Origin of the sequence: Microcystis sp. LEGE 00066 (assembly GCF_015207925.1) — a bacterium.
GTDB classification, from domain to species: Bacteria; Cyanobacteriota; Cyanobacteriia; order Cyanobacteriales; family Microcystaceae; genus Microcystis; species Microcystis ichthyoblabe_A.
This window is the reverse complement of sequence record NZ_JADEVX010000134.1, coordinates 1-12,125: the sequence shown is the minus strand read 5'-3', so window position 1 is coordinate 12,125 and position 12,125 is coordinate 1. Positions and strand designations below refer to the sequence as shown.

General features: G+C 41.9%; 11 protein-coding genes and 1 tRNA gene. 6 read left to right on the top strand and 6 right to left on the bottom strand.

Annotated elements, in window-relative coordinates; genetic code table 11:
* The first annotated feature begins 46 nt into the window (after positions 1 to 46).
* On the top strand, positions 47 to 1,045 hold the full coding sequence (locus IQ224_RS16750) for a Gfo/Idh/MocA family protein (protein ID WP_194033246.1): 999 nt from the start codon (positions 47 to 49) through the stop codon (positions 1,043 to 1,045).
* A gap of 6 nt (positions 1,046 to 1,051) precedes the next feature.
* On the opposite strand, the gene IQ224_RS16745 is transcribed toward IQ224_RS16750, so the two are convergent.
* Entirely contained in the window at positions 1,052 to 2,002 is a 951-nt protein-coding gene (locus IQ224_RS16745) for a branched-chain amino acid ABC transporter permease (RefSeq protein ID WP_002745784.1), read from the bottom strand.
* A gap of 12 nt (positions 2,003 to 2,014) precedes the next feature.
* The gene (gene lgt, locus IQ224_RS16740) at positions 2,015 to 2,866 is read right to left on the bottom strand and encodes a prolipoprotein diacylglyceryl transferase (protein ID WP_194033245.1); all 852 of its coding nucleotides are present in this window, start codon (positions 2,864 to 2,866) and stop codon (positions 2,015 to 2,017) included.
* Between the two features lie 73 nt (positions 2,867 to 2,939).
* Here lgt and IQ224_RS16735 point away from each other — a divergent pair.
* The 3 genes from IQ224_RS16735 to IQ224_RS16725 all read left to right on the top strand — a co-directional run bounded on the left by IQ224_RS16735 (position 2,940) and on the right by IQ224_RS16725 (position 5,090).
* Positions 2,940 to 3,020: transfer RNA gene (locus IQ224_RS16735), tRNA-Leu, on the top strand.
* A gap of 263 nt (positions 3,021 to 3,283) precedes the next feature.
* On the top strand, positions 3,284 to 4,381 hold the full coding sequence (locus IQ224_RS16730; RefSeq protein WP_002745786.1) for an actin, cytoplasmic 2: 1,098 nt from the start codon (positions 3,284 to 3,286) through the stop codon (positions 4,379 to 4,381).
* 289 nt (positions 4,382 to 4,670) lie between these two features.
* Positions 4,671 to 5,090, top strand: a complete 420-nt coding sequence (locus IQ224_RS16725) for a profilin (protein WP_002745787.1) — start codon at positions 4,671 to 4,673, stop codon at positions 5,088 to 5,090.
* A gap of 308 nt (positions 5,091 to 5,398) precedes the next feature.
* Here IQ224_RS16725 and IQ224_RS16720 read toward each other — a convergent pair whose 3' ends face one another.
* From IQ224_RS16720 to IQ224_RS16705, 4 genes are all read right to left on the bottom strand, one after another.
* On the bottom strand, positions 5,399 to 6,031 hold the full coding sequence (locus IQ224_RS16720) for a Uma2 family endonuclease (protein ID WP_194033244.1): 633 nt from the start codon (positions 6,029 to 6,031) through the stop codon (positions 5,399 to 5,401).
* A 277-nt stretch (positions 6,032 to 6,308) separates the two neighbouring features.
* The gene (locus tag IQ224_RS16715; RefSeq protein WP_194033243.1) at positions 6,309 to 7,454 is read right to left on the bottom strand and encodes a glycosyltransferase; all 1,146 of its coding nucleotides are present in this window, start codon (positions 7,452 to 7,454) and stop codon (positions 6,309 to 6,311) included.
* Positions 7,455 to 7,644: 190 nt separating this feature from the next.
* A complete protein-coding gene (locus IQ224_RS16710) occupies positions 7,645 to 8,595 on the bottom strand; it encodes a glycosyltransferase family 10 domain-containing protein (protein WP_036401731.1) in 951 nt (316 codons plus the stop codon).
* 17 nt (positions 8,596 to 8,612) lie between these two features.
* Positions 8,613 to 9,629, bottom strand: coding sequence for an Npun_R2821/Npun_R2822 family protein (locus tag IQ224_RS16705; RefSeq protein ID WP_002745792.1), 1,017 nt, complete (start codon positions 9,627 to 9,629; stop codon positions 8,613 to 8,615).
* Between the two features lie 316 nt (positions 9,630 to 9,945).
* Between IQ224_RS16705 and IQ224_RS16700 the strand changes: the two genes are divergently transcribed.
* Together IQ224_RS16700 and IQ224_RS16695 are read left to right on the top strand one after the other, a co-directional pair.
* Positions 9,946 to 10,881: a glycosyltransferase gene (locus tag IQ224_RS16700; protein ID WP_002745794.1), complete on the top strand. Its 936-nt coding sequence runs from the start codon at positions 9,946 to 9,948 to the stop codon at positions 10,879 to 10,881.
* A gap of 9 nt (positions 10,882 to 10,890) precedes the next feature.
* Positions 10,891 to 12,087 (top strand): glycosyltransferase family A protein, encoded by a 1,197-nt coding sequence (locus IQ224_RS16695; protein WP_036401741.1) that lies wholly within the window; start codon positions 10,891 to 10,893, stop codon positions 12,085 to 12,087.
* The last annotated feature ends 38 nt before the right edge of the window (positions 12,088 to 12,125 follow it).

Genomic DNA, 12,125 nt, shown 5'->3' with positions numbered 1-12,125 from the left:
CACCCCACACCCCATACCCCACTTCCCGATAATTAATGTCGCCAGAATGCCCCTGATGACTTCTCATCGTCCCTTAAAAATTGGTATAGTTGGCACAGGGTTCGCCGCTCAACGTCGCGCTGAAAGCTTGCAAGCCGATGATCGCGCCCAGCTTCTGTACTTTAGCGGTAATAGTCCCGAATCGATCGCTAATTTCTCGCAAAAATACCAAATTTCTGCCCTAGATTCGGCAGTAAGCCTTGCCGGCCATCCCGATCTCGATCTGATTGTCATTGCCAACGTTAATCAGGCCCATGCCTCGATCGCCCGTACTGCCTTAAAATCTGGTAAGCACGTTATCGTCGAGTATCCCCTGGCTTTTAACCCGGCAGCGGCAGCAGAATTAATCACCCTAGCCGAAACCGAGAACAAATTACTGCACGTCGAACATATTGAACTTTTGGGGGGACTGCATCAAACCCAACAGCAGTATTTAGACAGCCTCGGCAATATCCACCTAGCCCGTTATACCACAATCGCCCCCGGCAGACCAGCACCCCGGCGCTGGACATTTCATCGGGATTTATTCGGGTTTCCTTTGATTGCTGCCCTTTCTCGTATCCATCGCTTTACTAATTTATTTGGGGAAGTGGAGTCCGTATCCTGTCATTGTCGTTATTGGAATGCCCCGGAATCCGATTATTTTCTGGCCTGTTTGTGTGAGGCGCAGTTATTATTTAAAAATGGCTTAATTGCCGAAGTTACCTACGGCAAAGGCGAAGTTTTTTGGCAAAATGAGCGAACTTTCACTATTCATGGTGAGGGGGGCAGCTTAATTTTTGAAGGGGAAAAAGGGCAGTTAATTAATAGTGAAGGTAGCCAAGCTTTAGAAGTGGAAACCCGTCGTGGTCTTTTTGCTAAAGATACCGTCATGGTGCTAGATTATCTGTTTGATCGGGTTCCTCTTTATGTTACTCCCCAGGCCAGTCTTTATGCCCTAGAAGTGGCCTATGCTGCTTATCAATCTTCTTTGTCGGGAAAAACAGTTGTTCTCTCGGGTAATTAAACCGACTTAGACTTTTTGAATTAACTTTCTGCCTAGTAAACCCTGGGGACGAACTAACAACATAATAAAGAGAATAGCAAAAGCGATCGCTTCTCGATAACCGGAATATTCTGCGGGAACAAAAGCTTCGGCAATACCCAATAATAAACCACCGATTACTGCTCCGGGGATACTTCCCAATCCCCCTAAAACAATCACTCCTAAACCTTTTAATCCGAAAGCAATACCGAAATATGGACCGGCAATACTAACACTAGAACCGACTAAAGTTCCTGCTAAACCTGCCAAGGCACCACTAATAAAAAAGGTAATCACGATAAATTTTTCGGGATTGATCCCCAACAAACTGGCCGTGGTGACATCTTCAGCTACTGCTTGTAAAGCTTTGCCCATTTTGGTAAAATTAACCCAATAAGTTAGTAAAGCCACCATAACTGCTGAAACCAGAAAAATAATAATCTGAATTGTGCGAATTGCCACGGGGCGATCGGCTGTACCAAAATTAATTGCTGGGGGAAGATTGCCATAAATATCATCGGGAAAAGTATAAATTTCTGCTCCGAATAAGTATTGAATAACATTGACAATTACCACGGCTGCCCCTAGGCTAGAAACCAGAGTTAAGAGAGAATCGGAACCCCGTACCCGGAGGGGTTTGAAGGCTAATCTTTCCAGAAGAACCGAGGTGAACCCTGAAAGGATACAGCCTAGGAAAAGTGCTAAAAAAAAGGGTAAGGAAAAGGGTAATTTGGCATTAGCTAATAAACCATTAAAACCGAAAACTCCCCCCGTTAGAGCATAGGTAAAATAGGCACCGAGGGTAAAAATTGCACCATGGGCAAAATTGATAATCCCTAAAATGGAAAAAATCAAAGTGTAACCAAGGGCAAAAATAGCATAGACACTACCGATCGATAAACCGTTTAAAACCTGTTGAAAAATTGTTACTAGATCCATTGTCAGGGTTAGCTAGGGTAACTTTTGATTATAACTGACGGTCGCCACCACATCCGGTAAAGGACGCTGGAGTTTATATAACCAGAATAAACCGAAAAGACCAACAGCGATCGCTCCTAAACTAATTATTTGCGCCATTTTCAAAAGCCCAAACATTAAACTATCGGTGCGTAGTCCTTCGATCCAGAATCTACCAAGACTGTAGGCGATAAAATAGACTAGGGTAAGGGTGCCAATTTTTAATTTACTAGGGTGTTTTAAACCCCAGAAAAATAGATAGATGAGTAGGGCAAAAACTCCCAGATTCCAGAGAGATTCGTAGAGAAAGGTGGGGTGAAAATAATCGACGGTGATATATTTTAAAGGACGACTAGCGGGAGGAATAAACAACCTCCAAGGTAAATTAGTCGGACTGCCAAAAGCTTCTGAATTAAAAAAGTTACCCCAACGTCCGATCGCTTGACCGAGAATAACTGAAGGGGCCACCAGATCGAGTAATTGCCAAAGAGAAACCCGATTAATGCGAGCAAAGATTAGGGCCGCCAGCAAACCCCCGATAATTGCCCCGTGAATAGCGATACCTCCCTTCCAAATGGCGATAATATCGGCAGGATTTTGCGCGTATTCTTGCCACTGAAAGAGAACATAGTACAAACGGGCTGCAGGTATGGCCCCCACCACTAACCAAATGGCCAAATCAGCGATTAAATCGGGATCGATCGCTCTTTTTTGAGCTAGGTACTGGGAGAGGGTGACACCCAATAATACCGCCATAGCAATCAGAAATCCATACCAGCGCACCGAAATCAGTCCAATCTCCCAGAGAATCGGGCCAGGAGACTGAAAGACAAAACCTAAGAGCATAAAATTATTAAGAATAAAAAATTTTATCTTTCCTATAGTATCTTATGCTATGATCAGATACAGTGCTATATTTGCGGATGTGGCGGAATTGGTAGACGCGCTAGATTTAGGTTCTAGTGTCTTTGATGTGTGGGTTCGAGTCCCTCCATCCGCATTAACCTTCGGGTCGATGAGGTGTAACCTGATTTGGTATTGACGACCGACGACCCAAAAGGGTCTTCTAGTTTTTGTGTGGAAACGAGGTCTATACTGATAGTTTCGTCCGCGGCTCGACTGAGCTTCGCCGAACGTCAAAATAGTCCTACAAGTCTTGCTCAGTAAGGATTTTACAATTTTATGAGCAAAAAATATCACACCAAGTCGAGAAGATCTGTACAATGAATAGTTGAGGAAAAAATTGAAAAATAGGAGAAACAAATGAGTGAAATCGTAATTGATTGTGGCTCAGGCTTTATAAAAGCTGGTTTTGCAGGCGAGAGTAAGCCAAGGGTTGTCTTTCCGAGTGTTGTAGGTAGACCTAGACATCAGGGTGTACGAGTTGATAAAGATTCTTATGTTGGTGTGGAAGCACAGGAAAAACGGGACGCACTTAAGCTGCAATATCCTGTTGAACATGGCATTGTGACATATTGGGATGACTTTGAGAAAATACTTGATCATATTTTTTATAAAGCACTGAGAGTAGCCCCTGAAGAACATCTCATCTTCATAACAGAACCTCCGTTGAATCCTAAAGCCAATCGGGAGAAATTAACCCAGACTTTATTTGAAACATTTAATGCACCAGGTATGTATCTTGGCATAGGTTCTGTTATGGCTGTTTATGCAGGTGGCAGAACAACAGGACTAGTGGCTGACTTGGGAGCGGGAGTTACTCATACCGTTCCCGTTTATGAAGGTTACGCAATACCTCATGCGGTTATCCGTTTGGACTTAGCAGGAGAAGATTTAACCGAGTATCTAATGAAGCTATTGTCCCAAAGAGGCTACTCTTTGAACAGTTTCGACGACCGTGAAATGGTGCAGGACTTGAAAGAGAAATTATGCTATGTGGCGTTAAATTTTGAAGAGGAAATGCAGACGACTGCGGGTCGTGAACAATCTTATACCCTAAATGACGGTCGGGAAATTAGGATTGGTGATGAATGCTCTCGCTGTGCTGAAACCCTGTTTCAACCCGCATTTATAGGGATGGAATCTGCTGGCATTCATGAAACTATTTACAACTCTATTATGAAATGCGATGCCGAGATTCGTAATGAATTATTTGCCAACATCGTGCTTTCAGGTGGAACTTCAATGTTTCCAGGCTTCGCTGAAAGAATACAAAAGGAAATCAATGCCTTAGCACCGCAAAATACGCAAGTTAATGTCATAGCTGTTCCTGAGCGTCAATATTCGACATGGATTGGTGGGGCAATGCTGGCAGCTTCTGATGATTTTGAGGCAATGTGCATTAGTAAACAAGATTACGATGAAAACGGGCCAAGTATTGTGCATAAAAAATGTTTCTAATGTTTTATAGCGGTTTTCAGTCTAATAAGGTATAGTAAATCCCTTGATAGATAGGCGTTTCAGCGTTTCAATCGGGACTCACTTGTGTGAAAATCGCTGAAATACAACATAACTCTGTTACCGTAATTGGCACATCTGCCAATTACAAGCCGTATGCTAATATAAGAATGGTTTTATTAGTTTCTGACAAAGGCGAAAACGCCTGTGCGGATTTTGAAAATCACCCCATATATATTCACTATGTATGGTAGATTAAAGGCTGAATAAAAGCTGAATTAAAGAGGTTTATATGTATTACGACAGTTACATTGATAATTTGTGCGCTCAATCAAATGATTCCACAGGGAAAGCCCATTGTGATAAAGCGGCTATTATTTCGCTAGATGGCGGTGCGGCTTTGACTTCTCCAAATCATCCGCATGGTATTCAATTATCACCTTCGGAAGGGCAGAAAATTGCGCGTATGATGAAATCATCAGATTTTAGTTCATCGCAGGCAAATGGTATTCTTTTAGAAGGTGTGAAATATCTATTTTTGCGCGAGGATGGCAACGTCGCTCTTGCAAAAAGGAAAGGCCATGGCGCAATAACGATACAAAAATCCAAAAGTGCGGTTGTGATAGGGCATACTGCTGAAGGTTATCAACAGGGAAATACCAATAAAGCGGTCGGCATTATTGCAGATTATTTAGAAAGTCGTGGCATTTAACAAATGGACAAAGGTGGATAAAAATGCTGATCCGCCTTTTGTTTTTTTAAACAATAGACCTCGACCTAATATTATCTCAAGACCAAAAGTGGATCTTCTCGACTTTGTGTAATAATTTTTGCTTATGTAATCGTGAAATGCTTATCTGGCAAGACTTTTAGGGCTATTTTGCTGAAGAAACTATCAGTATAGACCTCGTTGGCACACAGAAACCAGAAGAACGCCCAAAAGGAAAACCTGTTAATTTCCATTTTTGAGCCTCCGGTTCAGAAGATTGGTATGAGATTTAACGTTGAAAAATCTCCCTTTTATTTTTTCAACTGACTTCTTACCCAATTCCGAAACGCTTTTACTAACTCTAGGTAATCTGTCTGGCCAGCTTGTTGTAAAAATATAGCAAGTTCTAAGATGGGTAAATTAGGAAAAAACTGACTTGTTGGGGAGGCGATATAAGTGCCATTTTGTAATTGTTGGATGACCAGAGATTCCCCATCATAAACCCAAACCTCTGCTACACCTAGATCTGCATAAACCTGAAGGCGATTTTGAGAACTGCTGGTGACATCAATTTCTATGACTAAATCCGGTGCAGGGTCTTCATTTAAGTCCAGTCGCTTTTTACCGCGAACCGCCTCAATATTATCAATGTAAAAGCATTCATCCGGTTCTGCACCACTCAATTTAGGGCGTTTAAAGGTGGTAGAACCAAGGGGATAAATCGGGACTACTGATTCTTCCGCTAGGGTTTCGACAAAGCGACCGATGAGGGTTTTACTAAATTCGTGTTCTGGGGAAGGAGCCATGATTTCTAAATTGCCACGATTGTAGGTCAGCCGCAGACGGCGATCGCTCATTTCTTCTAGCAGCGTTTCGTAGGTTTCCCAGCTAATCCCTGACAGGTGAATTATTTCAGCCGGTGGTGCGAGCAGTGTTACAGTCATAGATTCAAGCAAAAATCCCATGCTTCCATTTTAGAATAGTGATCAATATAGCGCGCCTCTCGTTTTGGCCGATCACTTATGGAGTAAAACTCATCTTAAAATAGAGGAGGAAAAACTACGGGTCTCAACTTAGTTGGGGTTTAAAGTTCAAGGTTTTATAGTTTTTGACAGCCCTAAGCATTAATAATCATTGCACCAGTGAGATGATCCCGACGAAACGCCTGTGGACTTGGGATGATGTAGCCACATAGTATGTGCAAGCGTTAGAATCTCTTGCCTAGGTTTCGGAAACGTTGTCAGAGAAATAATTATCCACAAATTGACTGATTTCTCTTTGAAATTTCTCTGATGAAAAAAGAGACTTTTGATGGGAGAGGGACATTAAAAGCTCTTCCTGTTTCTTTTCATTACTAATTACTGCAATAATCTTTTCTACTGCTTCTTCCATAGTGTTAAATTGCAATTCTGTATTGTGCTTACCGACGATTTCAGTTTGACCTCCTATTTTCTGTACAAAGGGAATGATATCTGCTCTCACCATTTCGGCTACGGAGATACCAAACTGGTCTTTCTTGGGATGGATACCATACCTACATTTGTACAGTATATTACAATAATCTGCATAGGGAAGCTCCTTATACAGTTGAATCCAGTCGGAATTTTCAGCTACCAATTGTTCAATATAGTGTTGATACTTTTTATTAAAAGCTCCCCCAGCTCCCCCAGTTATATGGAGTTTGATAGAAAATCCTCTCTCCCGTACTGCTTTTAAGACTTTAATGCCGAAATCTGGACTTTTATCTACTGTTAACCTACCGCTAATTACAAAAGCATTCTCTTTTTGCTCCCGAGCAATATCCTTAACGGGAATGACCACTGGAGGATAGATAACGGTACTATCAAGCCCGTAAACTTCTTTGACTGCTTTGGCTACATCAAAAGAGTTAGAAATAGACAGATTCTTTTTGAGGTTATCTACAGAAAAATTGGAGATATTTAGGTAGGGCATATTCTGGTGTATTTTACCACCTTCAAGGACTTTAACCCAATGGATATATTGGATTCCTGGTACGCCTAGATCGGCCGCATTACAAGCGGATAGCACCAAGGAATAATTTTTGGCTCTTTCTTTTAAATAACGCAGGCTTAAATGAATGGATAGCTGCCGAAAATGAGGATTATTACTGATGAGAAACTCTGAGATGCCTTGCCAACTTTTTGGTAATACAGAAACAACTTTAACTTCTTTGGGAGTGAGGGATGTTTCATACAACTTATTTAGCTTTTCCCAGTCTGGATAGTAAAGGGCGAAAAGAGTTAAGTCATATTTTTCTTTTAAGGCTTCTAGTATCCAGAGAGCCACAGATTCAGCACCTCCTCCCATAAAATAGGGCATATAGACTCCAATAGTTTTTTTCAGCATTTTTTAACCATCAATATAGGAAAGAGTTGTTTTAAAAATTGGTTGGCTCTCTTGTTTATCCTGTACTCAGGAAAACACATTCTGTCCCTACCGTCCCAGTTTTCGTCCTGATTTAGGAGCATTCATAGTTGCGGCTAATAGGCATTATATAGAACAATTTGCCAACAAAACCGAAGAGAACCATTGGCATTTAGGATACCACGAAATTAGAGAGCCAGTTAAGTAGATTTAGCTCGTACAGGATAACTTGCCTCGCTTCGGCAATCGCTTCTTTCGCTTCATGCCAAGCATCCAAACTAGAAGTGACCTCTCGCAAATAATCAACTCCTTTTTGATCCAAACTGGGCAGGCGTAAGAAACTTTTCGGTGGCAATAGTTTCTCTGCATCCGCTCCACCGTAATAAATAGGTAGACACCAAGCTAATAGCGGATCCCAGAGCTTTTCGCTGATATACCACCTACTCTGTGCGTAGTTTTCTATGGCTAGATTGTAGTAGTAGGGAGCTAGGACATTCCATTTATTTTGTACCGAGCCTCTCGAACCCGTCCAGTCCGGCAAACCTCGCCCATAAAAATCGAAAGGAAGTTCGTTATCTTTGATTAGCTGCATAAAGGCCAAACGGTGGCGATGATTGGCTGTGCGGGTAGTTCCAGAGGTAATCCAAGAGCAGAGGCGAATTTTTTCCGGACAGGGCAAATCGGCCAGATCCCGAAAGCTGTTGCTTATGTGCCAGTCGGCAGGCATATAGTATGGTTGAGGCGCGTAATCATCTGGACCTGATACATAGCCACAATACTCGTTGGCGATGCGGTAATTTTCCAGATTGGTCGATAACACTTCTGGTAAGGGCGGTTCTCTTAAGAGATAGATAATGCGTTCCTTGGGAACTCTCCCCAAAATAGATGGAAGTGCCTGCTGTGGCTTTGCTGGTTTTTTGAGCCAATTTTTCCAGCCGCCTTGCTCTTTCTTTGGTTCCGGAAAATCAAACTGATAAAGTAACAAGTAATCTGGCTCAGGAGCGTTAGCTTGCATGGAAATATTACCCCAAACTCCCATGGGATAAGGAGTTTGTTTCCATAGCCAATCTCCCTGATTTAAATTGGGATAGCTGCTGATCATACCTACTATTTTTTCTGTCACAAGTTAACCCCTTATTATTAGTTAGAAAAAACTTTACGGGCTATTCTCTGTAATTTTTCCTTCATTCTTTTTCCTAAACTTTTAGGTTGATTGTACCAGACAGGACTGGATTTAAATTGAGGATAATTTTCAGGTTCGTAGAGATAGCGATAATATAAAAATAAACTGCGATAGGGAAAATCTATATTTTCTCCCTGGCAACATCTAGTAAAGAAACTGCTTGAAATCCCAATATAATGAAGGTAAATTAACCTATATCCTTTATCATACAATAAATTATCTTTTTCGACAAATTTGGGATCGGTAACGCAGTTACCTACTCTCTTTTCTGGAGGAGTATTCAAAGCATAATTGTATATAAAAGTACCTGTTCTCATCATCATGTAGTTTAGAAGAGGTTGATCCACTGCCATGGGATAGATAATCTCTGACTCTCCCGAACGCAATTGTTCCAGAATCCAATTTCTCTTTTCTTCCTCAAATAAGTTTTTTTTAGAAGCATAGATTCCTGAACAGAAAATCTCTTTTTTGATCCGTTCTTCGGAGAATATTTTCAGTAACTTTGGCGAACTAACTTCATAGACGTGCGAGGGATCTTTATACTGATAATCGTAGATAACACAATCATAATCGTCTAGCTTTTCCCAGAAATAGTCTATGGGAGACAAAAGTAAGGTATCCGCGTCCATATAGACAAATCGGTCAAAGGGGCCGTCAAAGGCACAGTAGCGACGATGGGTACCAAAACGATGATAGCCATTGCTTCCCGCTTGCTGCCACCTGATGCGGGCTGTAGGATGGGAATCCCAGGCTGCTTTGGCAAAATTATCCCACCTCTCCATCGACTCCCGCTCGCGATACAGTTCAACTTGGGGGCGTTGAGCGATTAACTTGGCAATTTCCTCGGTTTGGTCATCGTAGGGGTAGACACAAACTGGTAAGTCTTTTCCCCCATTCGCCTCAATGCTATTCAGCAGAGCCACTAGCTGATCGTAAACCCGATCGTTAGCCAAAGTACAGATTCCGTTGCTCATAAGTTTCTACTGCTCCCATCTAAAAATATTTATATCACAGTTAACCGATTTAGAGACCGGCTCCGGCAAGACCTAGCAACGAATTAGGTTGAGATCTTGCCTGTCCTTAGAGTCCTCGTGGCTTGAAAGGATGGAACAGGAAAGGAACAAAATACTAACTTTATCCTTGGCGGTGAAATTGTTGTATCTTGACGGACTTGTAGCTCTGGCCACAATTTACTTTACCGTAAGCGTTGAGGATTTTCCTTTTCCCTGAGATTGACAAGAAAAGTGTCCCTGAGTAGAATAGCGGAAACTCGTTGATAAATCTTAACCCATGAAGACGCTTGGAAAAGTAGGTATATACTGTTTAGCTAATGATCAGGTTTTGGAATGGATGATTCCTTTCTTAGAAAGTCTCAGGGCCTATGAGCCTGAATGCCCTCTATATGTTATACCTTTTAATGATAATATATCCCAACTAAGTAAAATTTCTCAGAAATACAATTTCAATTTTTATCGCGATATAAACTTGGAGCTATTAGATGGAGTGGGAGCAAAAGTAAGGGGTATCGACGATATACATAATCACAGATTTCGTATTTTTTCCATCTTCTGGGGACCCCTAGAGCATTTTATCTTTCTAGATTCTGACATTATTGTTTTAGATAGCTTGCAAGAGCTGTTCCAAACCTATATCAACTCTGAATTAGAATTTATGTACTACTATAGGGGTATATTCGATCAGGTCTATAAAGAGGGGGAGTTTAGAGATAAAATGATCCGAGAGCATAGGGCAAATGGTTTCAACGCAGGCTCTTTTATATCTTCCCGGGGAGCTTTTAGCCTAGATGATATTCAAGAGTTGGCTGAACAAGCAGCCACAATCAGACAGCATTTTGCTGATAATTGTATTGTCCAGCCTTTTGTCAACTACTGTGTGGATATTAAGGGGCTGAAAACCCAAGCCATTACTGAGGCTATCCCCGATCTAGGCTCCGAGTGGGCAAAATTCAAGATAGAGTTTGCCGATAATACTCACAAGGTAAATGGGAAAAGAATACTATATACCCACTGGGCAGGCTTTGGTCACGGGCCAAATATGCCCAATCGCGATCTGTTTCTTAAGTACAGGCTGAAAAATTTATCTTGGCCTTGGCGCTGGCAATATGTGATCCGCGATCACCTGACCACAATTTTCCGCACTTGGAAAAGTAGGCTAAGTAAAAAACTCAAAGGTTTATTAGGCAAACCCGAGAATAAACCCCTATGAGTGCAAGATATGCTAGAGAGAGATCCCATTTTTGAGCTCGGCAAAGTTTCCGTATTAATTCCCTGTTATCAGCATGGACACTTACTTGCTCAAGCAGTGGAATCTGTTTTGAGACAATCTTATCAAAACTATGAGATAATTATTGTCAATGATGGCTCCACCGATAACACCCATCAGGTAGTCCAAGAATATGCCCAGAGATATCCCCAGCGGGTTAAGTACTTATATCAAGAACAACAGGGGCAAGTAGCGGCCAGGAAAAACGGCAGCGCTTTGATCAGGGGCGAATTTCTAATCACTTTAGATGCCGATGATCTGCTCGCTCCGTCAATGATGGGCAAGTGTGTAGAAAGCTTAAGCAAAAACCCTGAAGCAGCCGCTGTGGCCTCTAACGTTTGGATGATGGCGGAAGATGGCCAGACTATACTAGGCCAGCTCGATCAAAGTGAAGTTCCTAGCTGGCCCAATATTCTGGAACACAATACTTGGGGGGGGATTGCGGGCATTATGATCCGCTCCCAGTCTCTGCAAAAAGTAGGCTGGTTCAATTTCGATGGTACTGCGGGGGGTGAAGACTGGGATATCTGGATTCGCTTCGCCAGATCCCGTCAGAAATTGCTGCATATACCTGATTTTTTAGCTCAATACCGTCAGAATTGTAGCTCTCATAGTCGGCAAGGACTCAGGGTCTTAAAAGGGATATTACAGGTTTTGGATTGCTTAACCAAGGAAGATCCGCGCCTGATTCAGCTAGAAAACGTCCATCCCCCCATTGATATTTCTTACTACAATCAACTCCGTAATCGAGCCGTTTTTTTTAACTATGGTGTCGCCTTAGCGGCGGCAGAAGGTGAGGAGACTCTCCAAGATATCTTGCAATACTTTGTGCCATCTGATTTAGATTTAGAAACTCTAGCAACTGCCTATATTAAGGGGCTCATTTTCGTCAGTCGAGTGCAAGGAAACCCTAACATTTTTTGTCCAGATTTTCAAGATGATGCCTTAGGCAATGCGCTAAGTTACCTAGAAAATAAAATCTCTGAAGATACGGCCAAGTTGTTGAGGATTAAGATAGCAGAAAATTTAATCACGCAAATTAAAAGATCTACCAAAAATTCTAATCTATTCAAGAGTAAAATAAAAACTATCCTGATTAAAATTAAGCAAAAGTTATCAGCTCTGGCAAACCTAAATAGGGTTTGCTGAAAAAGCTTTTCCTGGGGGCAGGGTGTGGGGTGTGGGGT

Coding starts and splice junctions, on each gene's coding strand:
- IQ224_RS16750 (WP_194033246.1), top strand. CDS start 47: ATGCCCCTGATGACTTCTCATCGTCCCTTAAAAATTGGTATAGTTGGC.
- IQ224_RS16705 (WP_002745792.1), bottom strand. CDS start 9,629: ATGAGCAACGGAATCTGTACTTTGGCTAACGATCGGGTTTACGATCAG.
- lgt (WP_194033245.1), bottom strand. CDS start 2,866: ATGCTCTTAGGTTTTGTCTTTCAGTCTCCTGGCCCGATTCTCTGGGAG.
- IQ224_RS16745 (WP_002745784.1), bottom strand. CDS start 2,002: ATGGATCTAGTAACAATTTTTCAACAGGTTTTAAACGGTTTATCGATC.
- IQ224_RS16700 (WP_002745794.1), top strand. CDS start 9,946: ATGAAGACGCTTGGAAAAGTAGGTATATACTGTTTAGCTAATGATCAG.
- IQ224_RS16720 (WP_194033244.1), bottom strand. CDS start 6,031: ATGACTGTAACACTGCTCGCACCACCGGCTGAAATAATTCACCTGTCA.
- IQ224_RS16730 (WP_002745786.1), top strand. CDS start 3,284: ATGAGTGAAATCGTAATTGATTGTGGCTCAGGCTTTATAAAAGCTGGT.
- IQ224_RS16715 (WP_194033243.1), bottom strand. CDS start 7,454: ATGCTGAAAAAAACTATTGGAGTCTATATGCCCTATTTTATGGGAGGA.
- IQ224_RS16725 (WP_002745787.1), top strand. CDS start 4,671: ATGTATTACGACAGTTACATTGATAATTTGTGCGCTCAATCAAATGAT.
- IQ224_RS16695 (WP_036401741.1), top strand. CDS start 10,891: ATGCTAGAGAGAGATCCCATTTTTGAGCTCGGCAAAGTTTCCGTATTA.